Below are 26,266 nucleotides of genomic sequence, written 5' to 3' on the forward strand. Positions count from 1 at the left end.
GGCTTTTTTCAGGCCCCCTTGGCCGGTCCCCCGCCAGCCCGTCGGCAGGCATACTGATCCTTCATCCCCATGCAGGAGCGCATATGAAACTATTGGAAACCCTCAAGGCCGAGGGACGGATCGAAGAAGCCCGCCAGCACGGCCTGCTACAACTCATCGAGCACCCGCAACACGCCGAACTGCATTATGAAGTGGCCAGCCTGCACGACATGCAGGGGCGCGAGGCCCAGGCCATCCCTCTCTACCAAAAGGCCATCAGGCTGGGGCTGGGTGAGGCCTCCTTGCGCGGCGCCTGGCTCGGCCTTGGCAGCTCCTATCGCTGCACCGGGCAATATGCCGAGGCGCTGGCCACTTTCGACGAGGCCCTGGCCCGCTTTCCGGATGCCACCGAGTTCAGGGTGTTCCGTGCCATGACCAGCTACAACCTGGGGCACCACAAGGAGGGGATGGAGACCTTGCTGGGAGTGCTGGCCGAGACGACTGCAGATCCTGCCCTCGCCCCCTACAGGCGCGCCATGGCACTCTACGCCGCCGATCTGGACCGGCGCTGGTGAACGCCAGAAACGACAAAGCCGCTCATGATGAGCGGCTTTGTCTGAATGTGGTGGCCCCTGCCCGACTTGAACGGGCGACCAATCGATTATGAGTCGACTGCTCTAACCAACTGAGCTAAGGGGCCAGAATCTTGGTTTTGCGGCGTGGATTATAGGGGATGTGAGATAAGCCGTCCATAGGCAGATCAACCACTTGGCGAGTTTTTGTCCACTAATCCGCTAATCTATTGCACCCAGGCTGCCGGATAAAACAAAGCCCCGCATGGCGGGGCTTTTGAGACATGTTCAGGTGGTGCCTCAGGACTATTCGTCCAGGAAGCTGCGCAGCACTTCCGAGCGGCTCGGGTGGCGCAGTTTGCGCAGTGCCTTGGCTTCGATCTGACGAATACGCTCACGGGTGACGTCGAACTGCTTGCCCACTTCCTCGAGGGTGTGGTCAGTGTTCATGTCGATACCGAAACGCATCCGCAGCACCTTGGCTTCGCGGGCGGTCAGACCGGCCAGCACTTCGCGGGTGGCGTTGCGCAGGCTCTCGCTGGTCGCCGCATCCGCCGGCAGGGCGAGCGTGGTATCTTCGATGAAGTCGCCCAAGTGGGAATCTTCATCATCACCGATGGGCGTCTCCATGGAGATGGGCTCCTTGGCGATCTTCAGTACCTTGCGGATCTTGTCTTCCGGCATGCCCATGCGCATGGCCAGCTCTTCCGGGTTCGGTTCACGACCCATCTCCTGCAGCATCTGGCGGGAGATACGGTTGAGCTTGTTGATGGTCTCGATCATGTGCACCGGGATACGGATGGTACGGGCCTGATCCGCGATTGAGCGGGTAATGGCCTGACGGATCCACCAGGTGGCATAGGTCGAGAACTTGTAGCCACGACGGTATTCAAACTTGTCCACCGCCTTCATCAGACCTATGTTGCCCTCCTGGATCAGATCCAGGAACTGCAGACCACGGTTGGTGTACTTCTTGGCGATGGAGATAACCAGACGCAAGTTGGCCTCGACCATCTCTTTCTTCGCACGGCGGGCCTTGGCCTCACCAATGCTCATGCGACGGTTGATGTCCTTGATCTGGGCGATGGACAGACCGGTCTCTTCTTCGATCTGCTGCAGCTTGCCGATGGAACGCAGCACTTCTTCGTCCATCTCGAGCAGACGGGGAGACCAGGCCTTGCCAGCCTGCTTCTGGTATTCAAACCAGGCAGTCTCGCACTCGTTGTTGGTGAAGGCCGCGACGAAGGTCTTCTTCGGCATCTTGGCCTGCTCAACGCAGAGCTTCATGATGATGCGTTCCTGCACGCGAACCCGCTCCATCATCTCCCGCATGTTGTTGACCAGGCGATCGAACTGCTTGGGCATCAGGCGGAACTGACGGAACACATCGGCCAGCTGGGCGATGGCAGCCTGGGTGTCGTCGTGGGCGCGACCATTCTTCTGGATGGAGAGACGGGTGACTTCGTACTGGGCACGCAGCTCGCCGAACTTCTCGCGGGCGACTTCCGGATCCGGACCACCGTCCCCGTCGTCGTCGGAGCTGTCGCCGTCTTCGTCTTCATCCTCGTCTTCATCTTCGTCTTCGTCAGCGAGATCGTCTTCACTGAGTTCGGAGCCGATGTGAGTGGCGGTCGGCGCCACGTCGTCCGCTTCGTTCGGATCGATAAAGCCGGAGATGATGTCGGACAGACGCAGTTGCTCGGCTTCGTACTTGTCGTACTGTTCGAGCAGGTAAGTGATGGCTTCAGGGTACTCGGCAACGGAGCTTTGTACCTGATTGATACCGTCCTCGATCCGTTTGGCGATGTCGATTTCGCCTTCACGGGTCAGCAGTTCGACGGTGCCCATTTCCCGCATGTACATGCGGACGGGATCGGTCGTGCGACCAATCTCAGATTCAACAGATGCCAGAGCCTGGGCCGCTGCTTCGGCAGCGTCCTCATCGGCGGTACCACCTTCGGCCATGATCAGATCATCGGCGTCCGGGGCGTTTTCCACTACCTGGATACCCATATCGTTGATCATCTGGATGATGTCTTCGATCTGGTCAGAGTCGACAATGTCTTGCGGGAGGTGATCGTTCACCTCGGCATAGGTCAGGTAGCCCTGTTCTTTACCTTTGGCAACGAGGAGTTTAAGCTGAGACTGCGGGGTTTGCTCCATAGAACTCATCCGGTTGGTGTTGCTAGGTTGCGCGTACAGTGCGCTGCTGCGCAAATAGCCAATTCTAATAGAAAACCGCCAGACATGCTATGTCTGGTTGCGGCGTCGGTCATGAGAAACCCCTGCCCGCAGTATTGTCGGGGCCAGGCGGTTATAAAATGTTTGCTTTTAATCCCGTCGATTCGGGCAACGGTATTCATATTGGGACTAATCACTCAAATATCAAGCCCCGCTCTCATTTCTTTTCTCAATCTGTACCTCTCTGATCAGCATCATCAGCTCCTGTGTTTCCTCAGAGCTTAGCCCTTCCTGAGCCACCTTGGCCTGCAATTCTTCGATTCGTTGCTTCAGAAACTGGTTGATGAAACCGACGAAGGTATCCTGCAATTCTCCCAGAATATCCGGCTCCTGGTCGAGCTTGATCTCTTCAAACAGGTCGTGCATGGCCAGCTGAGCCAGGATTTCCCCCTCCTTGGTGCCGCGCCAGTGCTCCAGCAGGATGCCGGTAGTGATCCCTGGCTGAGTCAGGATCTGCTGATGCAGCTGCAGCAGGAACTTGATGCCCTGCACCCGCAGCCCAGCCAGTTCCGGCATGGCCGGCAGTTCGGCCGTCACCGCCGGATATTGCACCATCAGAGCCAGTGCCCGGCGAATGGGGGTCAGTTTGGCGGCCTTGGGCTTGCTGACTTCCCCCTTGGGCTGACTATTGCGGGCAAACAGCTCGGCGATCCGCTGCTTGTTCTCCCCCCAGCGCATCATGCTGGAGAGCCGGGTGATCAATCCTTCCCGGGTAAAGCCCTCCGGCACGCGACGGATCAGTTCAGCAGCCTTGTTGGCCACTTCAAACTTGCCCGCCTCGCCAGAGAGGGCGGCATCACGCCCCAGACGCTCGAACATGAAATCGGCGAAGGGCTGGGCCTCGTCCAGCAAGGCCTCAAACCCCTCCTTGCCGATCTGGCGGACCAGAGAGTCGGGATCCTCCCCATCGGGCAGGAACACGAATTTGAGTTCGCGCCCGTCCTGCAGATGGGAGAGTGCGTTGTCCAGCGCCCGCCAGGCCGCCTCACGACCGGCGTTGTCGCCATCGTAACAGCAGACCACCTCGGCCGTGGTACGAAACAGGGTGTGGATATGGTCGCTGGTGGTGGCGGTACCCAGCGCGGCCACCGCATAGTCGATGTCGTACTGACCGAGCGCCACCACGTCCATGTAGCCTTCCACCACCAGGATCCGGCGAGGATCCTTGTGTGCCTGCTTCACCTCGTAGAGGCCGAACAGTTCACGCCCCTTGTGAAAGATGGGGGTTTCAGGGGAGTTCAGGTACTTGGGAGTGCCATCCCCCAGCACCCGGCCACCGAAGCCGATGACCCGACCCCGCTTGTCGCGGATGGGGAACATGATGCGATCGCGGAAACGATCATAGCTGCCAGGGCCGCTGTCTCGGGGGATCAACATGCCGCCGGAGATAAGCAACTGCTCGTGATCCCGGCTGGTCCCGAAACGGCGCCTCACCTGATCCCAGTCTCCCGGGGCATAGCCTATGTTGAAGCGCTTGACCACTTCCCCGGTCAGGCCACGCCCTTTGAGGTACTCCACCGCATGGGGAGCACTCTTCAGGTTGCTTTCGTAGAAGCGGGCGATCTGGTTCATCAGCTCAAAGAGATCCTTGCTGACGGCGGGCTGGGAACTGCCAGAACCACCCAGACTCTGCTCGCGAGGCACCTGCATGCCCTGCATGCTGGCGAGCTCTTCGATGGCGTCCGGGAATTCGAGTCCGTCGTACTCCATGACAAAGCCGATGGCATTGCCGTGAGCACCGCAACCGAAGCAGTGGTAGAACTGCTTCTCCTGACTGACGGTGAAAGAGGGGCTTTTTTCGTTATGAAAAGGACAACAAGCCTGATAGTTCTTGCCAGCCTTCTTCAGCCGCACTCGCGAGTCGATCAGCTCGACTATGTCTGTGCGTACGAGCAGATCATCGATAAAGGATTGTGGGATCCTGCCTGCCATAACCGTCCTGTTTCACTGCAGAGAAAATAAAAAAGCCGCGCATTCACAGGGAAGCACGGCTTCTTTCGACTAACAAGAGAAATGCCTGTTACGCCAAGCGGGTTTTCACCTGAGCACTGACGGCGCCGACATCGGCACGCCCCTGAATTTTCGGCTTCAAGACAGCCATGACTTTGCCCATGTCCGCCATGACGGCAGCCCCACTTTCGGTGATGGCTTGCTCGATCAACACGGCAATTTCCTCTGCGGTCAGCTGTTGCGGCAGGAATTCCTGCAGCACCAGGATCTCGGCGGACTCTTTGTCGGCAAGATCCTGACGACCGGCAGCTTCAAATTGGCTGATGGAATCACGGCGCTGTTTGACCATCTTGGTCACGACAGCGAGGATATCCTCATCATTGAGCTCGACACGGGTATCGACTTCACGCTGCTTGATTTCTGCCATCAACAAACGGATCGCCCCCAAGCGGGCCTTGTCTTTGGCCAGCATGGCGAGTTTTTGTTGATCCTTGAGTCGATCCTTCAGAGACACGGCATGATCCCCCGATTAGTACAGGCGGATACGACGTGCGTTTTCGCGGGACAGCTTCTTGGCGTGACGCTTGACGGCAGACGCTTTGGCACGCTTGCGAATGGTAGTCGGCTTCTCGTAGAACTCACGGCTACGAACTTCAGACAGGATACCGGCCTTTTCGCAAGAACGCTTGAAGCGACGCAGAGCAACGTCAAACGGCTCATTTTCACGGACTTTGATTACTGGCATGTGCCTTTCACCTCAGTGATATATGGTTAGCTGACCTTCAATCGATCAGCATGTCTTAAAATGGTGCGAAATTATACTCTGGACAGGGAATGAAAGTAAACCCGCAGAGATCGCTCTGGTTTAAAAAACCCGCGAAGGTTACCATAGCCGTCTCATTTTAGCAGTGAAATTTTTTAGCAATGCGTGTATTGGGCATAGAGACATCCTGTGACGAAACCGGGATCGCGATCTTCGACGATCAAAAAGGGATCCTTTCCCACCAGTTATACAGCCAGGTCAAGCTGCATGCGGACTACGGTGGCGTCGTCCCCGAGCTCGCCAGCCGGGATCACGTCCGCAAGACGATCCCCTTGATCCAGGCCGCATTGCAAGAGGCGGGACTGGGTAAAGATGACATCGACGGCATCGCCTACACTGCGGGACCGGGTCTGGTTGGCGCCATCCTGGTGGGGGCGACCATAGGCCGCTCCCTCGCCATGGCCTGGGGTAAACCCGCCGTGGCGGTGCACCATATGGAGGGCCACCTGCTGGCCCCCATGCTGGAGGAGCGGGCCCCCGAGTTCCCCTTCGTGGCGCTGCTGGTCTCCGGCGGTCACTCCATGCTGGTGCGGGTCGACGGGATCGGCAGTTATCAGCTGCTGGGAGAATCCATCGACGATGCCGCCGGCGAGGCCTTCGACAAGACCGCCAAGCTGATGGGACTGGACTACCCGGGCGGCCCCCTGCTCTCCCGTCTGGCCGAGAAGGGCACCACGGGACGCTTCACCTTCCCCCGCCCCATGACCGACAGACCCGGCCTCGACATGAGCTTCTCCGGCCTCAAGACCTTTGCCGCCAACACCATAGCCGCCAACGGTGACGATGAGCAGACTCGTGCCGACATCGCCCGGGCGTTTGAGGATGCTGTGGTCGACACCCTGGCCATCAAGTGCCGCCGAGCCTTGAAAGAGACCGGGCTCAAGCGCCTGGTGGTGGCCGGGGGCGTCAGCGCCAACCGTCATCTGCGCGCCCAGCTTGCCGAGCTGATGGAGAGCCTCAAGGGCGAGGTGTTCTATCCGCGCACCGAGTATTGCACCGACAACGGCGCCATGATCGCCTATGCCGGCATGCAACGCCTCAAGGCAGGCGTGTTCGAGCCGCTGGTCGTCAAGGCGGTGCCGCGCTGGCCGCTGGATACCCTGGATCCCGTGTGATCCCAAGGATCCTCTCGCAATGAAAAAGGGGCCTATGGCCCCTTTGTTGTGTCTGTCCTCGGCATAACAGCCGTCAGCGGGTTCGGATCAATTAGTTCTAAACAGGGCCTCGATGGAGAGCCCCTGTCCCAGCAGGATCTCCCGCAGGCGGCGCAATCCCTCGACCTGGATCTGGCGCACCCGCTCCCGGGTCAGACCAATCTCGGCCCCCACGTCTTCGAGCGTCGCCGGCTCGTAACCGAGCAGGCCGAAGCGGCGAGCCAGCACCTCACGCTGCTTGGGATTCAGCTCTTCCAGCCAGTGGACTATGCTGCTGCGCATGTCATCTTCCTGAGACTCCAGCTCTGGCCCCATGCCTCGCTCATCGGACAGGACGTCGAGCAGGGCCTTGTCGCGATCGCCGCCGATGGGGGTATCCACCGAAGTGATCTTCTCATTGAGCTTGAGCATGCGATTCACATCGTCGACCGAGCGATCCAGCGCGAAGGCGATGTCTTCGGCGGTGGGTTCATGGTCGAGACGATGGGAGAGTTCGCGCGCGGTGCGCAGATAGACGTTCAGCTCCTTGACCACATGGATCGGCAGCCGGATGGTGCGGGTCTGGTTCATGATGGCCCGCTCTATGGTCTGGCGGATCCACCAGGTGGCATAGGTGGAGAAACGGAAGCCGCGCTCCGGGTCGAACTTCTCGACCGCGCGGATAAGACCGAGGTTGCCCTCTTCGATGAGATCCAGCAGCACCAGGCCGCGGTTGTTGTAGCGCCGGGCAATCTTGACCACCAGGCGCAGGTTGGATTCGATCATGCGCTTGCGCGCGGCTTTGTCACCGCGCAAGGCACGACGGGCGTAATAGACTTCCTCTTCGGCGGTGAGCAGGGGGGAGAAACCAATCTCCCCCAGATAGAGCTGGGTGGCATCCATCACCTTGTTCAGTTCCGGCACCATGAGCTCATCGGAGATGGTCTCCTCAGCCTCGGCGGCAACCTCCTGAACCTCTTCTTCCTCCTGGGCCTCCAGCTCTTCGTCGAACTCTAACTCTGCATCCTGCATTACCAGTTGTTCTTGGCTCATGATATGTCTCCCTGACCTGAACCAGAGTAAGACCTAGCTCTCTGGGTTAACGCTTTGGCAAGTAGCCCATCGGGTTGATTGACTTGCCTTTGTACCGGATTTCAAAGTGCAGGCGCACATCCGGCGCATCCGTGCTACCCATGTTGGCGATAACGGCTCCGCCTTTGACGGAGTCTCCCTCCCTGACCCTCAACTCGTCGTTGTGGGCGTAAGCAGAGAGATAGTCATCGTTGTGCTTGAGAATAATCAGCTTGCCGTAACCCCTGAGTGCACTGCCCGCGTAGACCACTTTACCGCCGCTGGCGGCGTAAACGGGCTGGCCCTTCTGGCCGGAGATATCGATGCCCTTGTTGCCCTGTTCCGCAACGGAGAAGCCTTCGACTATCCGTCCCTTAGCTGGCCAATGCCAGGAGAGAGTTGACTGGGAACTGATGTTTTTTTGTTCTTTCGCCTGAGCGTATGCTGTTGAGGATGCAGGAGCAATCGTTTTCTGAGCAATAAATGGGGTGGTCGTACCTGCCGGTGCCGTCGCCATGGGTTTGGGTCCGGAGCTGGTCACCGACGGTGTGGTCGCCGCCACCATCTGGCCGCCTGCCGCCGCACTCGATCCCACGTTGAGCACCTGGCCAACATGGAGCGAATAGGGTGCCTGCAGGTTGTTGCGCTGTGCCAGCGTCTGATTGGAGACATTGAACTGGCGGCCTATGCTGCTCAGGGTATCGCCACGACGCACCTCATAGGTGCCGTTGCCGCTTGTGACAGGGCGGCTCATCGCCATGCCGGTGCTGACCACGGCCCCGGAAGAGCCATCCAGCCTGAGCTGCTGGCCCGGATAGATGTTGTAGGGGGGGCTGATCCCGTTGAGGCTGACCAGAGAGGCGACATCCATGCCCGAACGGAATGCGATGGAGTACAGGGTATCCCCCTTCACCACTGTGTAACTGCCACCCTGCATGCCCGAATTGGCCATGTTTTGACGAGTCGGGATGGTCGAGGCAATGGGGTCATTGCCGAGACTCTGTACCGGGGCAGCAGTCTTGCTGGAAGAGCAGGCAAGCAGTAGCCATGACAACACGACGACACTACTTCCTTGCCAAACACGCGAACGCATAGTGGATCCTTAACGACTAAACCAGAAATAGGCCGCAATGGCCAAACCAATACAGAGCCAGCCGAGCACATCCACATAGTGCATCAGCTTGCGCTCCATCTTCTCACCCCCCCATCGCATCAGGCCCGCGACCAGGAAGAAGCGCATGCCACGACCGATGAGGGAGGTCACGATAAATGGCAGTAGCGCCATATGAAGCAAGCCTGCCGTGACGGTAAACACCTTGTAGGGGATCGGCGTGAAACTGGCAATAAAAATCACCCAGATCCCCCACTGCGTGAACCACTGCTCGGCCAGCGCCATCTTGTCTTCATAGCCGACGGAGACCACCAGCGGCTGGACCACGGGCTCCCACAGGGCATAGCCAAGGGCATAACCAAACAGCGCCCCCAGCACAGAGAAGAGGGTTGCCAACCCGGCGAAGTGCCACGCCTTGTGCGGCTTGGCGAGCGCCATGGGGGCCAGCATCACGTCCACCGGGATCGGCCAGAACACCGACTCGATAAAGGCGGTGATGGAGAGATACCAGGGGGCGTGCTTGTGGCGGGCCCACTGCATCACCAGTACGTACAAACGGGAAAACAACTTCACTCCACATCTCCGTCAATCAGGGGGACAAAACGCACCGGCTCCAGGATCCGGCTGGTCAGCTGGGAGCCGGATCGCTCGATCAGCTGCAGAGTCTGCTGGCTATCCCCCACCGGCAGCACCAGACGCCCCCCTTCGGCCAGCTGATCGGTCAGGGCCTTGGGCACCTCGCTTGCCGCGGCCGTCACCAGGATGGCATCGAACGGCCCCTTGTTGGGCCAGCCCAGCCAGCCGTTGCCGTGCTTGGCCGAGACATTGTGCAGGTCGAGCTGGCGCAGCCGGCGCCGGGCCTGGAACTGCAGCGACTTGATCCGCTCCACCGTGTAGACATGCTCCACCAGGTGGGCCAGCACTGCGGTCTGATAGCCGGAGCCAGTGCCGATCTCCAGCACATGGGCCGGATCGTTCTGGATCAGCAACTCTGTCATCCGCGCCACTATGTAGGGCTGGGAGATGGTCTGGCCGTGGCCGATGGGCAGGGCCGTATTGTCCCAGGCCTTGTGGGCCATGGCTTCATCCACAAACAGCTGGCGCGGCACTTTCGCAATCGCCGCGAGCACGCGGAAATCACGAATGTCCTGGGCAATCAGTTGATTCAACAGGCGCTGTACTATCACAACGTCATCCCTGCAGATCCAGCCAGGCACCCAGACTCGCCAGACTGTCATAGGCAGTCATGTCGATGGTCAACGGGGTGATGGAGACATAACCCTGCTCGATGGCGGCGAAATCCGTGCCGTCCCCCGCATCCTGCTGGCTGCCGGGGGGGCCTATCCAGTAGATGGGCTGGCCACGGGGATCCTCGCTGCGGATCACCGACTCGGCGGGATGGCGGTTGCCAAGGCGGGTCACCCTGATCCCCTTGATCTGCTCGAGGGGCAGGTCAGGCACGTTGACGTTGAGGATCCGATCGGCAGGCAGGGGATGTTTCATCAGCCCCTTCACCAGCAGGGCCGCGTAGTGGGCCGCCGTGGCGAAGTGGATCCTTCCTACCAGGGAGATGGCGATGGAGGGGAAGCCGAGGTGGCGCCCCTCGGTGGCCGCCGCGACAGTGCCCGAGTAGATGACATCATCCCCCAGGTTGGCGCCGTGGTTGATCCCGGCCACCACCATGTCCGGCTCCGGGCGCACCAGCTCGTTGACCGCCAGGTGCACGCAGTCGGTCGGGGTGCCCTTCACCGCATAGCTCTCGCTGCCATTAAAGCCGGTTTCGCCAAGGCGTGTAACCCGCAGCGGCACTTCCAGCGTCAGGGAGTGACTCGCGCCGCTGCGGTTGCGATCCGGCGCCACCACAATGACTTCGCCGCAGGCAGTCAGCGCCTCGCTGAGGGCACGAATGCCCTCGGCATGTACTCCATCGTCATTACTGACCAGAATTCGCATCGGTTGGGTTCCTGAAACCGTGATCGGCCTCTTCGGCCTGCATTAACTCGCGCACCACGCTGGTGGCAAAGGCACCGGCCGGCAGGAAGAAGGAGAGGGTCAGCACCTCGCCATCCTGCTGCCAGCTCATCTGCTCCGGCTTGAGCAGCAGCGGACGCCTGTCCTGATCCAGTCCGGCCTTCTCCAGCCCGTCACACCATTCGGCGTAAGGAGCCAGCACCGCCTGTTCAAACTCGGCGGCGGCACCCTGGCTCGCCAGCCGGCCACGGCCCCACTGGGGGGCGGTGAGCTGCACGTCGCCGGAGGCGAGGCGCGCCTCCAGCTCGGGAGTCAGCACCTCTTCACTGAAGATGGAGTGGCTCCCTTTCAGCATCACGCAGTCGCCGGCCAGCAGCTGGTGTGCCAGCCCCTGCTCGATGCGGGCGCTGACGATGGCGTTGAACAGCATGCTGCGGGCGGCGGAGAGATAGAGGGAGCGTTTGTTGCGATCCTTGATCCGCTTGCCGGCAAACATCGCCTTGGCCGCGTCCAGGTTGTTGCCATCCCGGCCAAAGCGCTGCTCGCCGTAGTAATTGGGCACGCCCTGAGTGGCGATGGCCTGCAGCCGGGCTTCCAGATCGCCAGCCTGTTCCAGACCGGTGAGGCGCAGGGTGAAGTGGTTGCCCTTGAGGTAGCCAACCCGCAGCTTCTTGTTGTGGCGCTTGGCCTGCAGGATCTGGATGCTGTCGCTCTGGATGACAGAGAGATCCGGTTCGCCCTTGCCCGGCAGATGAATGCCGAACCACTGCTCGGTCACCGCATGGCGATCCTTGAGACCCGCCCAGGTCACCGCATTGCGGTTGACGCCGGCCGCATCGGCCAGCAGACCCGCGACCCAGGCGGTGTTCTCGCCGGTTTTGCGCACCCGCACGAAGATGTGCTCCCCCTCCCCGCAGGGTTCGAAGCCGAGATCTTCATTCACCACGAAGTCGGCGGCCTCGGCCTTGAGGATGCCGCGGGCAGTGGGCGCCCCGTGCAGATAGCTCAGCTGTTCCAGCATCATTGTTTCACCAGTAAGACGACGGCTTCGGTGGCGATCCCTTCCTTGCGCCCCGTAAACCCGAGTTGTTCTGTGGTGGTCGCCTTGACATTCACCCGGTTCAAATCACATTGCAGATCGGCTGCCAGCACGGCGCACATGGCCGCGATATGGGGCGCCATCTTGGGGGCCTGGGCGATGATGGTCACATCCAGGTTGCCGATGGCGTAGCCAGCCTGCTGTACCCGGGCAAAGACGTCCCGCATCAGGATGCGGCTGTCGATCCCCTTGAACTCGGCCGCGGTATCGGGAAAGTGGCGGCCGATATCGCCGGCACCTATGGCACCAAGCAGGGCATCGCTCACTGCGTGCAGCACCACGTCGCCATCGGAGTGGGCCAGCAGGCCCTGCTCATAGGGTACCGGGACGCCACCCAGCATGCAGGGGCCAGCCCCGCCAAACTTGTGCACGTCAAAACCATGTCCAATTCGCATCATGCCTGATCCCCCCTCAATACACAGAAATCTGTCTCATCAAAATCATGTCCAATGTGGATCATGCGGGCCCCTTTGCGGGTCAATCGGGTCGCGCCTGCTGGCGCGCACTCTGTTGTTGTAAAAAGAGCTCGGCCAGGGAGAGATCTTCCGGGCGGGTCACCTTGATGTTGTCGGCACGCCCCTCCACCATCTTCACGGTAAAACCGGCGCGCTCCATGGCGGAGGCTTCGTCTGTGATGAGGGCCCCCAGGGCCAGCCCCTCCTCCAGCGCCCGCTTCAGGTTGCCGGTGGGAAACATCTGCGGCGTCAGGGCATGCCAGAGCTGTTCGCGCTCGACGGTCGCCACTATGTTGCCAGCCCCGTCTGTGCGTTTCATGGTGTCACGCACCCGGCTGCCGAGGATGGCGCCATCGCACGCCATGGCACTGGCTATCAGGGCATCGAGATCCCCCTGGGTCAGACAGGGACGGGCGGCGTCATGCACCAATACCCACTTCCCCTCTGCCACATGCAGGGCGTTGAGCACCGAATAGGCGCGCTCGCTTCCCCCTTCCACTCGCAGCACCCGCGGATCGGCGGCCACGGCCAACGTCTCAAACCAGCGGTCGTGGGGTGCCAGCGCCACTATCACCCGGGCTATGGCCGGATGGGACAGTAAACAGCCGAGCGTATGCTCCAGGATGGTCTTCCCTGCCAGTGTCAGGTACTGCTTGGGGCAGTCTGCTCCCATGCGGCTGCCGATACCGGCGGCCGGAACTATGGCGGTCAGCCCGCTGTGGCAATCAGTCATCGTAGGGGACGCCGTCCGGCTCCGTTGCTTGGTCTTTGTCTTTGGGAATGATCCGGTAGAAGGTCTCGCCCTGCTTGATATAGCCAAGATCGTTGCGCGACAGCTCCTCGATGGCCTCAAGGCCCGAGGTCAGATCGTCGATCTCCCGGTAAATCAGGTTGTTGCGGTCCTTGAGAACCAGATTGTCCTGCTGTTGCCGCTCGATGGCATTGGAGAGCTCCCGATAATCGGATAGGCCGTTTTTCCCCAGCCAGAAGTCATATTGCAGCCCTCCCAAGAGGAGGAGCAGGATAAGAGTGAGTAGCCGCATGCACTGAGTCTCCTTCAAGCGGCCTAGTTTCCCATATTCGCAGGCAAGACAAAAGAAAGCCGGTGTGCCAGACGGGGCGGGGGACTAAAAAAGATGACGGGGCCCCGCAGACGAGGGCCAAAAAACCGCGCAGTTCCCAGGACGACGGCCTTGGCGCCAGGTTGGCGGCAACCACAGGAAAACCGCCGCCGATCAGCGGCTGGCCTGACAATGGGGTGGCGACGGATACAAAAAAGCCCCGCCAGAGTGGCGGGGCTTTTCAACAGCTTAAGAATTGCAGGCAGTAATTACTGGCCTTTGACTTCTTTCAGACCGCGGAACGGAGCCTTGGCACCCAGGGCTTCTTCGATACGGATCAGCTGGTTGTACTTGGCAACACGGTCAGAACGGCTCATGGAACCGGTCTTGATCTGGCCAGCAGCGGTACCCACGGCCAGGTCGGCGATGGTCGCGTCTTCGGTCTCACCGGAGCGGTGGGAGATGACAGCGGTGTAGCCAGCGTCCTTGGCCATCTTGATGGCAGCCAGAGTTTCGGTCAGGGAACCGATCTGGTTGAACTTGATCAGGATGGAGTTGGCGATGCCGTTGTCGATGCCGCGCTTCAGGATCTTGGTGTTGGTTACGAACAGGTCGTCACCCACGATCTGGATTTTCTTGCCCAGTTCAGCAGTCTGGTAGGCGAAGCCTTCCCAGTCAGACTCGTCCAGGCCATCTTCGATGGAGACGATCGGGAACTTGGTGGTCAGGTCGGCCAGGTAGTCGGAGAACTCGTTGGAGGTGAAGATACGACCTTCGCCCTTCAGGTTGTACTCTTTCTTCTCTGCGTCGTAGAACTCGGAAGCAGCGCAGTCCATGGCCAGGGTGATGTCGGTGCCCAGCTTGTAACCGGCGGCGGCAACGGCTTCGGCGATCACTTCCAGCGCTTCGGCGTTGGACTTCAGGTTAGGTGCGAAACCGCCTTCGTCGCCCACTGCAGTGGCGTAGCCTTTGGACTTCAGTACCTTGGCCAGGTTGTGGAAGACCTCGGCACCCATGCGGATGGCTTCTTTCAGGGTCTTGGCGCCAACCGGCTGGATCATGAACTCCTGGATGTCGACGTTGTTGTCGGCGTGCTCACCACCGTTGATGATGTTCATCATGGGCAGCGGCATGGAGTAGACACCCGGGGTGCCGTTCAGCTCGGCGATGTGGGCGTACAGCGGCAGGCCCTTGGCAGCAGCAGCGGCTTTGGCGTTAGCCAGGGAAACGGCCAGGATGGCGTTGGCGCCGAACTTGGATTTGTTCTCGGTACCGTCGAGGTCGATCATGATCTGGTCAACAGCGGCCTGGTCCTTGGCATCTTTACCCAGCAGAGCCTGAGCGATCGGGCCGTTGACGGCTTCGATGGCTTTCAGCACGCCTTTACCCAGGAAACGGCTCTTGTCGCCGTCACGCAGTTCCAGCGCTTCGCGGGAACCGGTGGACGCGCCAGACGGAGCGGCTGCCATACCAACAAAACCACCTTCCAGGTGAACTTCGGCCTCAACGGTCGGGTTACCACGGGAGTCGATGATTTCACGACCGATCACTTTAACGATCTTGGACATGTGTATTTCCTCAGGTTTCGTAAAAAAACAACAAAAATATGCCAAAAAAAGCGGCTGCGGCACAGAGCCCCAACCGCATTTATTTTCAATTACTTCAAATTACGCTTCTGATACTCGCCGGCGGCTTTCACAAAACCGGCGAACAGGGCGTGGCCATCACGGGGAGTCGAGGTGAACTCCGGGTGGAACTGCGCCGCCACGAACCAAGGGTGATCCGGAATCTCGATAATTTCCACCAGCTTCTTGTCGGCGGAGAGACCGGTCACCTTCAAGCCGGCCGCTTCGATCTGCGGCAGCAGCTTGTTGTTCACCTCATAACGGTGACGGTGGCGCTCGTAAATGGTCGGGCTGCCGTACATCTGGCGCACCTTGGAGCCTTCCACCAGGTGGCAGAGCTGGGAACCCAGACGCATGGTGCCGCCCAGATCGGATTTCTCGGTACGGGTCTCGACGTTGCCCTCTTCATCCACCCACTCGGTGATGAGGCCGACGACCGGATAGGCGCAATCTTTCTTGAATTCGGAGGAGTGAGCACCGGCCATGCCCGCTACGTTGCGAGCGAATTCGATCATGGCAACCTGCATGCCGAGACAGATACCCAGATAAGGGATCTTGTTCTCGCGGGCATACTGGGCGGCCAGGATCTTGCCTTCCACGCCACGCTCACCGAAGCCACCCGGCACCAGGATGGCGTCCAGACCTTCCAGCAGCTCTGAGCCACGGGTCTCGATGTCCTGGGAGTCGATGTACTTGATGTTGACGGAGAGACGGGTCTTCAGACCACCGTGCTTGAGCGCCTCGTTGACGGACTTGTAGGCATCCGGCAGGGAGACATACTTGCCGACCATGCCGATGGTCACTTCTGCGGTCGGGTTGGCCTCTTCATAGACCACCTGTTCCCACTCGGACAAGTCGGCTTCCTTGCACTCCAAGCCGAAACGGGCGATGAAGTAGTCATCCAGATTCTGGGACTTGAGCAGCGCCGGGATCTTGTAGATGGAGTCGACGTCTTTCATGGAGATGACGGCGCGCTCTGGCACGTTGCAGAACAGGGCGATCTTGGCACGCTCGTTGGCCGGAATGGCGCGATCGGAGCGGCAGATCAGCACGTCTGGCTGGATCCCGATGGAGAGCAGCTCTTTGACGGAGTGCTGGGTCGGCTTGGTCTTCACCTCGCCGGCGGCGGCCAGGTAAGGCACCAGGGTCAGGTGCATGAACATGGCATTGTCGCGGCTCACTTCGGCAGCCAGCTGACGAATGGCTTCGAGGAACGGCAGGGACTCGATGTCGCCCACGGTACCGCCCACTTCGACGATGGCCACCTGATGGCCTTCGGCGCCGGCAATCACCCGCTCCTTGATGGCGTTGGTGATGTGCGGGATGACCTGGATGGTGGCGCCCAGATAGTCACCACGACGCTCTTTGCGCAGCACGTCGGCATAGATGCGGCCGGTAGTGAAGTTGTTGCGACGGGTCATCTTGGTGCGGATGAAACGCTCGTAGTGGCCCAGATCCAGATCGGTCTCGGCCCCGTCCTCGGTTACGAACACTTCACCGTGCTGGGTCGGGCTCATGGTGCCCGGATCCACGTTGATATAGGGGTCCAGTTTCATGATGGTCACATCCAGACCACGGGCTTCCAGAATGGCTGCCAGAGAAGCTGCGGCAATGCCTTTGCCGAGGGATGAAACAACGCCACCAGTTACAAAAATATATTTTGTCGTCATGCTGAACCTGAAAGAAGTTTAGGGAATTTTAAGGGGTGCTTCGGGGATGAAGCAGGACGGGGAAACAGTATACCAAAACCCCCTCTCCCAAACAATGAACAAAAATCTATCAGGCTCCCCGCCGCCCCGTCTTGCGCCAAATCAACTTTGCTCGGTTTCCTTGGCCTTGTTCCAGGCCTCGTCCAGCTTCTCCAGGGAGCAATCGGTCATTTTCAGCCCTTCCGCGGCAATAAACTGCTCAACCTGACGAAAACGGCGTTCGAACTTGGCGTTAGCGCCCCGCAGCACCTGCTCGGGATCTTTGCCCAGATGGCGCACCAGATTGACGGTGGCAAACAGCAGATCGCCGAGCTCGTCGCTCACCCGTGCCTCGTCCACGTCGACCATCAGCGCCTCTTCCATCACCTCCTCGATCTCCTCGTGGATCTTGTCCACCACAGGCCCTAGCGTCTTCCAGTCGAAGCCGACGGTGGCGCAGCGCTTCTGGATCTTGGCGGCCCGGGTCAGGGCTGGCAGCGAGAGGGGGATGTCATCGAGCACGCTCTCCTTGTCCAGCGCCGCACGCTCTTTGGCCTTCTCCGCCTCCCAGTTCACCTTGACCGCCTGCTCGTCACCGAGGTCAGCATCGGAGAACACATGGGGGTGGCGGCGAATGAGTTTCTCGCTCACCGCATCGACTATGTCGGCAAAATCGAACAACCCCTGCTCCTTGCCGAGCTGGGCGTAGAAGACCACCTGGAACAGCAGATCCCCCAGTTCCCCCTTCAATCCTTCCCAATCCTGGGTCTCGATGGCATCGGCCACCTCGTAGGCCTCCTCCAGGGTGTGGGGCACTATGGTCTGGAAGCTCTGCTTGAGATCCCAGGGGCAGCCCCCGTCCGGGGAGCGCAGTTGAGCCATGATGTCGAGCAGTTGAGGGAGGTCGTAACGTTGGGACATGGGATCTTCGCTTTCGATTCGTTCAAGAAGGGTCATAAAGCACAACCGGCCACGGGGGCCGGTCACTATTTATCGGGTGTCAGAGTCGCTTGGCGCTGATCACGTCATTGAGCTGGCTGAGCTTGGCCAAGGCCCGGTTGAAGGCGTTGATGTTGTAGATCTCCAGCTCCATGTCGATCTCGGCGGTCTGCTCGCGCACATTGGAGCGCGAGCGAACCCCCATGACGTTGATCTTCTCGTTGGCCAGCACGGTCGTGATGTCCCGCAGCAGGCCGGATCTGTCGTTGGAGAGGATGCGGATGGTGAGACCATAGCCGCCGGAGTAGTTCTCCCCCCAGACCGCGTCGATCAGTCGCTCCGGGTTGCGGCGCGACAGCTCTTTCAGCTGTTCGCAATCCTCCCGGTGGATGGAGACGCCGCGGCCCATGGTGATGAAACCCTGGATGGAGTCCCCCGGGATGGGCTGGCAGCAGCGGGCAATGTGGGTCATCAGATTGCCGACCCCCTCCACCACGATGTGATCCTTGGCCTTGGGGCGGAAGGGCGCATTGGCCTTCTGCTCCAGCTTCTCCAGCAGGCGGCGGTCTTCTTCCTCCGCCGTCGGCTTGTTGTAACGGGTGTCGAGGTAGTTGAGCAGCTGGTTGATGCGGATGTCGCCGCTGCCGATGCCGGCCAGCAGGTCTTCCAGCTCCTCCGCATGGAAGCGCTCCAGCACTACTTTGTCCACCTTGGAGAGCGTCAGGTTGTGCCTGTCCAGCTCCTTCTCCAGTAGCTCCTTGCCGGCGGCGATGTTCTTGTCCCGATCCAGCTTTCTGAACCAGGTCGCCACCTTGGCCCGCGCCCGGCTGGAGCGCAGGAAGCCCGCATTGGGGTTCATCCAGTCGCGGCTCGGGTTCGGCTCCTTCTGGGTGATCACCTCCACCTGATCGCCGGTCTGCAGCGTGTAGGTGAAGGGCACAATGCGGCCATCCACCTTGGTCCCGATGCAGCGGTGGCCGATCATGCTGTGGACGTGATAGGCGAAATCGAGCGGGGTGGCCCCCGCCGGCAGGTCGATGACGTCCCCCTTGGGGGTGAACACATAGACCCTGTCCTCGAACACCTGACTGCGCAGATCGTCCAGCAGGGAGCCGCTCTCGGAGAGATCCTCCTGCCAGGCAAGGAGCTTGCGCAGCCACTCGATCTTGTCTTCGAAGGTGCTGGTCTTGGCGGCGGCCTGGGCCCCTTCCTTGTAGCGCCAGTGAGCCGCCACGCCGAGTTCGGCATCCTGATGCATCTGCTCGGTGCGGATCTGGATCTCCACCGTCTTCCCCTCCTCCCCCACCACCACTGTGTGGATGGACTGGTAGCCGTTGGGCTTGGGGTTGGCGACATAGTCGTCAAACTCGCGGGGAATGTGGTGGAAATGAGTATGGACTATGCCGAGCGCCGCATAGCAATCCTGCAGCCGCTTGGTGATCACCCGCACCGCACGCACGTCGAACAGCTCGTTGAATTCGAGGTGCTTCTTCTGCATCTTGCGCCAGATGCTGTAGATGTGTTTCGGGCGGCCGTAGACTTCGGCCTCGACCCCGGCCTCCGCCAGCGCATCCCGCAGGGACTGCACGAACTCGCGGATGTAGCGTTCCCGATCGAGTCGTTTTTCGTCGAGTTGCTTGGCGATCTGCTTGTAGGTATCCGGGTGCAGGTAACGGAAGGCGAGATCTTCGAGCTCCCACTTGAGCTGACCTATGCCGAGGCGGTTGGCGAGGGGCGCATAGATGTTGGTGATCTCCTGGGCCATCAGCACCCGGGTCTCCTCATCCGCCAGCTTGGCCTCCCGCAGGCAGGCGATCCGCTCCGCCAGCTTGATGACGACGGCGCGCACATCCTCCACCATGGCAAGCAACATGCGGCGCACGTTGTCCACCTGCTCCGGCGAGGTCTCGCTGCGGTGCAGAGTCTGCAGGGAGCGGATGGCCTCCATCTCCAGCACCCCTTCCACCAGCTTGGCGATCTTGGGACCGAAGTCCTCGTTCACCTTCTCCTGCTTGATGAGGCCGGCTTCGACGAAGGGATAGAGAATGGCCGACTTGAGGGTGGCGAGATCCATGCTGAGCATCAGCAGTATGCCCACCATCTCGACGCCACGCACCAGCAGGCGGTTGGTGAGCGCCTCGTCGCCAAGCGTCAGACAGTACTGGTAGACGGTTCGCAGTTGATTCTTGTCGCTTTCACTCAGGGTAAGGGAACTGACCCACTCCTCCAGAGTGAAATTGTCTTTCAAATGAATTTCGCGCACCGCAACCATGGTATCAATCCTTAAAATTGTGGGGCCGAAAGCCGATGCTTTCTGCCATCCCCTCATCAGCTGATGACTGCCTCAAATGGGGATGCGCGGGAGAGTTTTCAAGGCATGTTGCCGATCCCGGCAACAGGTTTCTCTCGCACATCAGGCCCATTTTTGCAGATCTAGATTACCCTAATCACCCCTGCGCAAACAGCGCTACCGGCATCGGAAGACCGACAAAACGCAGCACCGGCAATCTGAAAACAGCCTGCTCAATCCCGTTCAAACAGCGCCATGGACTCCAGATGACCGGTGTGGGGGAACATGTCCAGCATCCCCAGGCGAGCCAGTCGATAACCCCCCTTCACCAGCACCTGGCTGTCCCTGGCCAGGGTGACAGGGTTACAGGAAACATAGACCACCCGCTTGGGCGAAAGTGCCGCCACGTGGCTCATGACTTCCAGCGCCCCGGGCCGGGCCGGATCCAGCAGCACCAGATCGAAGCCTTCCCGCGCCCAGGACATGCCGACGATGTCGCCGCTCAAATCCGCCTTGTAGAAACGGGCGTTGTCGATGCCGTTGCGACGGGCGTTCTCCTCGGCACGGGCCACCATGGCGAGCTCCCCCTCGACCCCCACCACTTCACGGGCCTGACGGGCCAGCGGCAGGGTGAAGTTGCCGATGCCGCAGAAGAGATCCAGCACCTTGTCGTCCTTGGTCGCCCCCAGCCACGCCAGCGCCTGGGTCACCATGCTCTGGTTGATGGGGCCGTTGACCTGAATGAAGTCGCCTGGGGCGAATGCAAGAGACAGGCCATCGAGGGTGTAGCTCGGCTGAAATTGTTGACGCAGGGGTTCGATGCGCTCATCCGCCGCCTGCAGATAGAGGTCTATCCCCTGGGCCTCGGCAAATGCCAGCAGCAGGGCGCGATCCGCCTCGTTGGGGCGACCCGTGTGACGCAGCAGCATCATGATGCCCTGTTCGGCCTGGATGAGCTCCGCATGTCCCAGCTCGCGCTGGCTCTTCAAGCGATTGAGGCACTCGCGCAGGGGGGTGATGAGGGCAGAGAGGGGATCGGCCAGCACGGGGCAGCCCGCCACCTCCACCAGGTCATTGGATTGACGGCGGCGGAACCCCACCCGGGTGCAGCGACCGTTCTTGTCAAACTTGATGGCGAGACGGCAGACCCGGCGATAGCTGCGGGACTCTCCCTTGAGCACGGGTTCGAGCGCCGGAGCCTTGATGTTGCCAAGGCGCTCGAACAGGCTGACCAGCCCGGCCTCCTTGGCCGCCTGCTGATCCGCTTCGCCGAGGTGCTGGGCACTGCAACCGCCGCACTCGCGATAATGGGGGCAGAAGGGATCGATGCGATTGGCCGCCGGGGTCACTATCTGTTGCAGGGCGGCGTGGGCATAGTGCTTCTTGTCATCGACGATGCGAGCCTTGATCAGCTCACCGGGGAGTGCCCCTTCGACGAAGATGGCCTTGCCTTGATGACGGCCGACACCGACACAGTGGTGGTCCAGACTGTCTATCGTAAATTCAATACGTTGGGGCTGGGTGGATTTCTTTTGGGGCTTGAAAAACTGGGCCATAAAACTTGGTGCCTATAGGTGGCTATGTCATGATTGTGGAATCTGCAGCAGGCCATTGTCCCACAAGAATAATAGTATGACCAAATGCGGCCTGAGGGCCCGAGCTGCGGCCTCTGCCCCATTGCCCAATCTGACCATAAGTGGCCCATTGATATGACAGGATACGGCCTGAGCGCCCGTACGGTGACATCGACTGTATTGCCAGCCCTCCCCCTGCGCCCACACGCCCCCGGGGCTATGGTCTTCATCATGTTTGCCGGCGGTTTATCAGCATGACCAAGTACGGCCTCAGAGCCCGTGTACTGGCATTTACCATATTGCCAACCCTGATCATCGGCGGCCTGATCGCCGGTTACTTCACCTTCCACCGCTACCATCAGCTGGAAAACAACCTGATCGATCAGGGCATCAACATCATAGAGCCCCTGGCCATCGCCAGTGAATACGGCATGACCCAGCACAGTCGCGAATCCCTCAAGCGGCTGATCGGGCTGACCCATCGCAAGAACTCCCCCTTCATCAAGTCCATCGCCGTCTTCACCCAGGAGAACCAGCTGTTCGTGACGTCCAACTATCACAGGGACTTCAGCCAGCTGCGCCTGCCGGACGGCAGCGCCATCCCGGCCCTGACCAGCGTCACCTTCAATGGCGATGACATCATCTTGCGCACCCCCATCCAGGCCGAGACCAGCCTGGACGGCTTCCCCCTGCCGAGCGATCTGGAGCCGCCTGTCATCGGCTACATCTCCATGCAGCTCGCCACCGACAGGGCCATAGTCCTGCAATATCGCGACGCCTTCTTCGCGGTGATCATCGTGCTCATCGGCCTCGCCATCAGCACCCTGTTTGGCTTTCGCCTGGTCAAGAGCGTGACCCAGCCCATCACCGACATGGTGCAGGCGGTGCACCGGATCAGGGAGGGGCGCCTCGATACCCGGGTCAGCGGCCAGCTCACCGGCGAGCTGGACATGCTGAAAAACGGCATCAACGCCATGGCCAAGGCGCTCTCCGAATACCATGAGGAGATGCAGCAGAACATCGATCAGGCGACCTCGGATCTGCGAGAAACGCTCGAACAGATCGAGATCCAGAACGTCGAGCTCGACATGGCGAAGAAGCGGGCGCAGGAGGCGGCCCGGGTCAAATCCGAGTTCCTTGCCAACATGTCCCACGAGCTGCGCACCCCGCTCAACGGCGTCATCGGCTTCACCCGCCAGTTGCTCAAGACCAGCCTGACCCCGAGCCAGACCGACTACATGCAGACCATAGAGAAGTCGGCGCGCAACCTGCTCGGGATCATCAACGACATCCTCGACTTCTCCAAGCTGGAGGCGGGCAAGCTGCAGCTGGAGCACATCCCCTTCAGCCTGCGGGACACCCTCAACGAGACCATGCACCTGCTGGGACCGAGCGCCCACGACAAGCAGCTCGAGCTCTCCTTACAGGTGGATGCCGCCGTGCCGGACTACCTCACCGGCGACCCCATGCGCCTGCAACAGGTGCTGACCAACCTCACCGGCAACGCCATCAAGTTCACCGAGCGGGGCAACGTGGATGTGCGCGTCGAGCAGACCGGGGCCCCCAACGGCAGCAAGGTTCGCCTGCGAGTCCTCATCCGGGATACCGGTATCGGCATCTCGGAGGAGCAGCAGCGCCAGCTGTTCCAGGCCTTCAATCAGGCCGACTCCTCCATCTCCCGCCGCTATGGTGGCACAGGGCTTGGCCTGGTCATCACCCAGAAGCTGGTGCAGCAGATGGGAGGCCAGATCCGATTCGAGTCCGAGCTTGGCAAGGGCTCCGTCTTCTCCTTCAATCTGGAGCTGGATGTCTCGCCCCTGCCCCAGACCGAGCGGCTGCCGCTGGATCGCATCCTGGGCAAACGGGTCTGGCTGCTGGAGCCGGATCCCTTCACCCACGCCTCCCTGCTCGCCCTGCTGGCCGAATGGCAGCTGGACGTGCACTCCCTGACCATGACCGACGACTGGCCCGAGATGGGCAGTCAAGACATGGTGATCATCGGCAGCAGCACACTGCATACCCCCCAGCAGGTGATCACCCGTCTCGATGGCCTCAGCGGGCAACAGAACACCATAGTGCTGCTCAGCAGCCACGAGCCGGCGCTCTATGACGCCATGCTGGCCCATGGCGCCGCCCACTGCCTCTCCAAGCCCATCAACCACCGCAAGCTGCTGCACGCCCTGCTCTCCCCCGAGGCGGCCAGGCGTACGCCGCTGCCAGCGCCAGCCCCCCACCGGGTACAGGCCGTCAAGGTGCTGGCGGTGGATGACAACGCCGCCAACCTCAAGCTCATCGCCGCCATGCTCAAGGAGATGGTGACCGAGGTGGTGGTGTGCAAGAACGGCAAGGAGGCGGTCAACCTGGCCCAGAGCCAGCCGTTCGACATCATCTTCATGGATATACAGATGCCCGTCATGGATGGCATCAGCGCCACCCAGGCGATCCGCCATCACTCCCTCAACACCGAGACCCCCATAGTCGCGGTCACCGCCCACGCCATCCCGGGCGAGCGGGAACGGCTGATCCGCCAGGGCATGGACGACTACCTGGCCAAGCCCATCGACGAGGGCATGCTGGCGCAGCTCATCACCGACTTCGCCCACAGGCGCCACCAGAACCAGGGGGATCAGCAGATAGACTGGACCCTGGCGGTGCGCCAGGCGGCGGGCAAGGAGGATCTCGCCAGGGAGATGCTGACCATGCTGCTGGCCAGCTTCGACGAGGTGGAACCCATGCTGGACGAGGCGCTGGCGGGGGAGGTGGAGGATGCCGAGGTGCTGGCCCAGCTCCATCGCCTCAACGGCGGCTGTGCCTACTCGGGGGTGCCCGGCCTGCAGCGCCTGCTCTCCCAGCTCGAGCAGCAGCTGCGCGACGGCGTGCCCGTGAGCGAGCTCGAACCCGAGCTGCTGGAGCTGCAAGATGCCCTGGAGCAGGTGAGGCAGGAGGCCCCTCGCTACCTCTCCCTGGCCGAGTGAGGCGCTTTTTCTGACTGCGGGGCCCGCAGATGGTAAAATCGCGCCGTTTCCACAGGAGTCAACATGACCAACAACGATATTCTGCGCCGCCTGCGCTACGCCCTCACCATCAGCAACGATCAGATGGTCGAGATGTTTGCCAAGGGCAACCTGACTGTCACCCACGCCCAGCTCCACAGCTGGTTGCTGAAAGAGGCCGCGGAAGGGGAAGAGCAGGAAGCCGGCTATGCCGCCTGCCCGGACTCGGCCCTGAGCCAGTTCCTCGACGGCTTCATCGCCGTGCGTCGCGGTGTGCGGGAAAATGCCCCGCCTCAGGTGATCCCGAACCGGATCAACAACAACCTGATCCTGCGCAAGCTGCGCATCGGCCTCGACTACAAGGAAGAAGACATGCTGGGCACCCTCAAGCTCGCCAACTTCAACCTCTCCAAATCCGAGCTGAGCGCCCTGTTCCGCGCCAAGGATCACAAACACTACCAGGATTGCGGGGATCAGATCCTGCGCAACTTCCTCATCGGCCTCACCGCCAAGTACAGGACAGCGCCATGAGCCCGCGCGCGCGCGTCCCCCTCAGACAGCGCGCCTGAGCCATGGGCCAGCGCACCTGCCCCCCGTCATTCCGCCTGGGCGGCAGGCCGCGCTGGCCAGCGCTTCTTTTCAGTGCCTCCTGGCCAGGCAGATGCCGCACCATACTGCTGTCACTCTGCCTGCTGCTGGGACTCGGCGCCTGCCAACCGGCGCCTTATCAGCTCGCCACCCGTCATGTCAGCGCCAACCAGAATGAGCGCATCGCCTTTCTGATCCTCCACTACACCGACGAGGACGACGCCCGCTCCCTGCGCCTGCTGACCGAACCCGAGCACAAGGTGAGTGCCCACTACCTGATCCCCCGCGACACCGACGAGCGGCCGCTGCCCGTTTACCAGCTGGTGCCCGACAGCCAGCGCGCCTGGCACGCCGGTCGCAGCCGCTGGCATCAGTATGCCGGGCTCAATGCCAGCTCCCTCGGCATCGAGATAGTCAATCTGGGTTATCCCACGGAAGATGAAGCCCTGCCCGCTCACCAGCGGCGCTGGCAACCCTATACCCGGGCCCAGATCGCCGCCCTCGGCGCCCTCACCCGGGATCTGGTCGATCGCTATCGCATTCCCCCCACCCAGGTGCTGGCCCACAGCGACATAGCCCCCGAACGCAAGCAGGATCCCGGCCCCCACTTCCCCTGGCGCGAGCTGGCCCTGCACCATGGCGTCGGCGCCTGGCCAGACGAGGCCAGGGTGGCCGAGCTGCGCCAGGCACAGCTCATCCCCTGGGATGCGCTGCAATGGCAGCAGCGGCTCGCCCACTACGGCTACGGCCTCCCCCAGCACGGCGCCTGGGATGAGCAGAGTCGCGCCGCCCTGCGCGCCTTCCAGCTCCATTTCCGTCCCTCCCTGATCACCGGCGAGCCGGATGCCGAGTGTCAGGCCATCCTGATGGCCCTGCTGGAGCGGTACTTTCCCGAGCCGGGCTGATGTTTTCCTGATGTTTCCGCTGACGCAGCGTGTTCCCAAGCCGCGATGCGCCTCCCTGCCGAACTCCATTTCCACCCCGCATTGATCACCGGCGAGCCGGGTGCCAGGCCATCCTGATGGCACTGCTGGAGCGGTACTTTCCAGAACCGGGTTGCCCCCCCAAAAAACAACAAGGGACGCCGAGGCGTCCCTTGTCTG

Annotated in this window: 23 protein-coding genes and 1 tRNA gene; 5 read left to right on the forward strand and 19 right to left on the reverse strand. The window is 61.0% G+C overall.

The genetic code is table 11. The annotated features are described in order from the left end of the window. Nucleotides 1-83 precede the first annotated feature (83 nt). Nucleotides 84-554, forward strand: coding sequence for a tetratricopeptide repeat protein (locus ACWPWQ_RS19700; RefSeq protein WP_454010578.1), 471 nt, complete (start codon nt 84-86; stop codon nt 552-554). A 48-nt stretch (nt 555-602) separates the two neighbouring features. Here the strand turns inward: ACWPWQ_RS19700 and ACWPWQ_RS19705 are convergent. From ACWPWQ_RS19705 to rpsU, 5 genes are all read right to left on the reverse strand, one after another. Next, nucleotides 603-679, reverse strand: a tRNA-Ile gene (locus tag ACWPWQ_RS19705). A gap of 178 nt (nt 680-857) precedes the next feature. Continuing rightward, the gene (gene rpoD, locus ACWPWQ_RS19710) at nt 858-2,753 is read right to left on the reverse strand and encodes an RNA polymerase sigma factor RpoD (protein ID WP_289976629.1); all 1,896 of its coding nucleotides are present in this window, start codon (nt 2,751-2,753) and stop codon (nt 858-860) included. 183 nt (nt 2,754-2,936) lie between these two features. Further along, nucleotides 2,937-4,724: a DNA primase gene (gene dnaG, locus ACWPWQ_RS19715; protein ID WP_454010579.1), complete on the reverse strand. Its 1,788-nt coding sequence runs from the start codon at nt 4,722-4,724 to the stop codon at nt 2,937-2,939. An 88-nt stretch (nt 4,725-4,812) separates the two neighbouring features. Continuing rightward, a complete protein-coding gene (locus tag ACWPWQ_RS19720; protein ID WP_202047197.1) occupies nt 4,813-5,256 on the reverse strand; it encodes a GatB/YqeY domain-containing protein in 444 nt (147 codons plus the stop codon). A 15-nt stretch (nt 5,257-5,271) separates the two neighbouring features. Then, entirely contained in the window at nt 5,272-5,487 is a 216-nt protein-coding gene (gene rpsU, locus ACWPWQ_RS19725; RefSeq protein WP_005309452.1) for a 30S ribosomal protein S21, read from the reverse strand. A gap of 179 nt (nt 5,488-5,666) precedes the next feature. Here rpsU and tsaD point away from each other — a divergent pair, with 179 nt between their 5' ends. Beyond that, complete coding sequence (gene tsaD / locus ACWPWQ_RS19730; protein WP_043131995.1) at nt 5,667-6,680, forward strand: tRNA (adenosine(37)-N6)-threonylcarbamoyltransferase complex transferase subunit TsaD; 1,014 nt, start codon at nt 5,667-5,669, stop codon at nt 6,678-6,680. An 87-nt stretch (nt 6,681-6,767) separates the two neighbouring features. Here the strand turns inward: tsaD and rpoS are convergent, their stop codons facing one another. From rpoS to rlmD, 14 genes are all read right to left on the reverse strand, one after another. Next, nucleotides 6,768-7,751, reverse strand: a complete 984-nt coding sequence (rpoS, locus tag ACWPWQ_RS19735; protein ID WP_043131996.1) for an RNA polymerase sigma factor RpoS — start codon at nt 7,749-7,751, stop codon at nt 6,768-6,770. A gap of 46 nt (nt 7,752-7,797) precedes the next feature. Then, the gene (locus tag ACWPWQ_RS19740; RefSeq protein WP_454010580.1) at nt 7,798-8,862 is read right to left on the reverse strand and encodes a LysM peptidoglycan-binding domain-containing protein; all 1,065 of its coding nucleotides are present in this window, start codon (nt 8,860-8,862) and stop codon (nt 7,798-7,800) included. A gap of 9 nt (nt 8,863-8,871) precedes the next feature. Next, nucleotides 8,872-9,453 carry a YqaA family protein gene (locus ACWPWQ_RS19745; RefSeq protein WP_265435116.1) on the reverse strand — a complete coding sequence of 194 codons (582 nt, stop codon included), beginning with the start codon at nt 9,451-9,453 and terminating at the stop codon, nt 8,872-8,874. Next, nucleotides 9,450-10,067: a protein-L-isoaspartate(D-aspartate) O-methyltransferase gene (locus ACWPWQ_RS19750; protein ID WP_005332743.1), complete on the reverse strand. Its 618-nt coding sequence runs from the start codon at nt 10,065-10,067 to the stop codon at nt 9,450-9,452. The genes ACWPWQ_RS19745 and ACWPWQ_RS19750 overlap by 4 nt, the downstream gene beginning before the upstream one ends. Nucleotides 10,068-10,071: 4 nt before the next feature. Next, a complete protein-coding gene (gene surE / locus ACWPWQ_RS19755; protein WP_454010581.1) occupies nt 10,072-10,833 on the reverse strand; it encodes a 5'/3'-nucleotidase SurE in 762 nt (253 codons plus the stop codon). Further along, nucleotides 10,814-11,872 (reverse strand): tRNA pseudouridine(13) synthase TruD, encoded by a 1,059-nt coding sequence (gene truD, locus ACWPWQ_RS19760; RefSeq protein ID WP_454010592.1) that lies wholly within the window; start codon nt 11,870-11,872, stop codon nt 10,814-10,816. The genes surE and truD overlap by 20 nt, the downstream gene beginning before the upstream one ends. Further along, on the reverse strand, nt 11,872-12,348 hold the full coding sequence (gene ispF / locus ACWPWQ_RS19765; protein WP_342059579.1) for a 2-C-methyl-D-erythritol 2,4-cyclodiphosphate synthase: 477 nt from the start codon (nt 12,346-12,348) through the stop codon (nt 11,872-11,874). The genes truD and ispF overlap by 1 nt, the downstream gene beginning before the upstream one ends. 79 nt (nt 12,349-12,427) lie before the next feature. Next, the gene (ispD, locus tag ACWPWQ_RS19770; RefSeq protein ID WP_202047201.1) at nt 12,428-13,138 is read right to left on the reverse strand and encodes a 2-C-methyl-D-erythritol 4-phosphate cytidylyltransferase; all 711 of its coding nucleotides are present in this window, start codon (nt 13,136-13,138) and stop codon (nt 12,428-12,430) included. After that, nucleotides 13,131-13,448 carry a cell division protein FtsB gene (gene ftsB, locus ACWPWQ_RS19775; protein ID WP_025328246.1) on the reverse strand — a complete coding sequence of 106 codons (318 nt, stop codon included), beginning with the start codon at nt 13,446-13,448 and terminating at the stop codon, nt 13,131-13,133. Before ftsB ends, ispD begins: the two co-directional genes overlap by 8 nt. Before the next feature lie 287 nt (nt 13,449-13,735). Next, complete coding sequence (eno, locus tag ACWPWQ_RS19780) at nt 13,736-15,034, reverse strand: phosphopyruvate hydratase (protein ID WP_342059577.1); 1,299 nt, start codon at nt 15,032-15,034, stop codon at nt 13,736-13,738. Nucleotides 15,035-15,123: 89 nt separating this feature from the next. Beyond that, a complete protein-coding gene (gene pyrG / locus ACWPWQ_RS19785; protein ID WP_139434027.1) occupies nt 15,124-16,761 on the reverse strand; it encodes a glutamine hydrolyzing CTP synthase in 1,638 nt (545 codons plus the stop codon). Nucleotides 16,762-16,902: 141 nt separating this feature from the next. Beyond that, nucleotides 16,903-17,700, reverse strand: coding sequence for a nucleoside triphosphate pyrophosphohydrolase (gene mazG / locus ACWPWQ_RS19790; protein ID WP_454010582.1), 798 nt, complete (start codon nt 17,698-17,700; stop codon nt 16,903-16,905). A gap of 79 nt (nt 17,701-17,779) precedes the next feature. After that, nucleotides 17,780-19,990, reverse strand: a complete 2,211-nt coding sequence (gene relA, locus ACWPWQ_RS19795; RefSeq protein WP_005332770.1) for a GTP diphosphokinase — start codon at nt 19,988-19,990, stop codon at nt 17,780-17,782. A 251-nt stretch (nt 19,991-20,241) separates the two neighbouring features. Further along, a complete protein-coding gene (gene rlmD / locus ACWPWQ_RS19800; protein ID WP_454010583.1) occupies nt 20,242-21,564 on the reverse strand; it encodes a 23S rRNA (uracil(1939)-C(5))-methyltransferase RlmD in 1,323 nt (440 codons plus the stop codon). 272 nt (nt 21,565-21,836) lie between these two features. On the opposite strand from rlmD, the gene barA reads away from it, so the two are divergent. From barA to ACWPWQ_RS19815, 3 genes are all read left to right on the forward strand, one after another. Continuing rightward, nucleotides 21,837-24,557: a two-component sensor histidine kinase BarA gene (barA, locus tag ACWPWQ_RS19805; protein ID WP_454010584.1), complete on the forward strand. Its 2,721-nt coding sequence runs from the start codon at nt 21,837-21,839 to the stop codon at nt 24,555-24,557. A gap of 63 nt (nt 24,558-24,620) precedes the next feature. After that, nucleotides 24,621-25,106: a YehS family protein gene (locus ACWPWQ_RS19810; protein WP_139434022.1), complete on the forward strand. Its 486-nt coding sequence runs from the start codon at nt 24,621-24,623 to the stop codon at nt 25,104-25,106. 41 nt (nt 25,107-25,147) lie between these two features. Then, complete coding sequence (locus ACWPWQ_RS19815) at nt 25,148-26,068, forward strand: N-acetylmuramoyl-L-alanine amidase (RefSeq protein ID WP_454010585.1); 921 nt, start codon at nt 25,148-25,150, stop codon at nt 26,066-26,068. The last annotated feature ends 198 nt before the right edge of the window (nt 26,069-26,266 follow it).

This window comes from Aeromonas sp. Marseille-Q7275, assembly GCF_965119515.1.

Bases quoted from the DNA above. Each gene is read 5' to 3' on its own strand.
- ACWPWQ_RS19700 (WP_454010578.1), top strand. From the start codon at position 84: ATGAAACTATTGGAAACCCTCAAGGCCGAGGGACGGATCGAAGAAGCC.
- dnaG (WP_454010579.1), bottom strand. From the start codon at position 4,724: ATGGCAGGCAGGATCCCACAATCCTTTATCGATGATCTGCTCGTACGC.
- rpsU (WP_005309452.1), bottom strand. From the start codon at position 5,487: ATGCCAGTAATCAAAGTCCGTGAAAATGAGCCGTTTGACGTTGCTCTG.
- tsaD (WP_043131995.1), top strand. From the start codon at position 5,667: ATGCGTGTATTGGGCATAGAGACATCCTGTGACGAAACCGGGATCGCG.
- rpoS (WP_043131996.1), bottom strand. From the start codon at position 7,751: ATGAGCCAAGAACAACTGGTAATGCAGGATGCAGAGTTAGAGTTCGAC.
- ACWPWQ_RS19740 (WP_454010580.1), bottom strand. From the start codon at position 8,862: ATGCGTTCGCGTGTTTGGCAAGGAAGTAGTGTCGTCGTGTTGTCATGG.
- surE (WP_454010581.1), bottom strand. From the start codon at position 10,833: ATGCGAATTCTGGTCAGTAATGACGATGGAGTACATGCCGAGGGCATT.
- truD (WP_454010592.1), bottom strand. From the start codon at position 11,872: ATGCTGGAACAGCTGAGCTATCTGCACGGGGCGCCCACTGCCCGCGGC.
- ispF (WP_342059579.1), bottom strand. From the start codon at position 12,348: ATGATGCGAATTGGACATGGTTTTGACGTGCACAAGTTTGGCGGGGCT.
- ispD (WP_202047201.1), bottom strand. From the start codon at position 13,138: ATGACTGATTGCCACAGCGGGCTGACCGCCATAGTTCCGGCCGCCGGT.
- ftsB (WP_025328246.1), bottom strand. From the start codon at position 13,448: ATGCGGCTACTCACTCTTATCCTGCTCCTCCTCTTGGGAGGGCTGCAA.
- eno (WP_342059577.1), bottom strand. From the start codon at position 15,034: ATGTCCAAGATCGTTAAAGTGATCGGTCGTGAAATCATCGACTCCCGT.
- pyrG (WP_139434027.1), bottom strand. From the start codon at position 16,761: ATGACGACAAAATATATTTTTGTAACTGGTGGCGTTGTTTCATCCCTC.
- mazG (WP_454010582.1), bottom strand. From the start codon at position 17,700: ATGTCCCAACGTTACGACCTCCCTCAACTGCTCGACATCATGGCTCAA.
- relA (WP_005332770.1), bottom strand. From the start codon at position 19,990: ATGGTTGCGGTGCGCGAAATTCATTTGAAAGACAATTTCACTCTGGAG.
- rlmD (WP_454010583.1), bottom strand. From the start codon at position 21,564: ATGGCCCAGTTTTTCAAGCCCCAAAAGAAATCCACCCAGCCCCAACGT.
- barA (WP_454010584.1), top strand. From the start codon at position 21,837: ATGACCAAGTACGGCCTCAGAGCCCGTGTACTGGCATTTACCATATTG.
- ACWPWQ_RS19810 (WP_139434022.1), top strand. From the start codon at position 24,621: ATGACCAACAACGATATTCTGCGCCGCCTGCGCTACGCCCTCACCATC.
- ACWPWQ_RS19815 (WP_454010585.1), top strand. From the start codon at position 25,148: ATGGGCCAGCGCACCTGCCCCCCGTCATTCCGCCTGGGCGGCAGGCCG.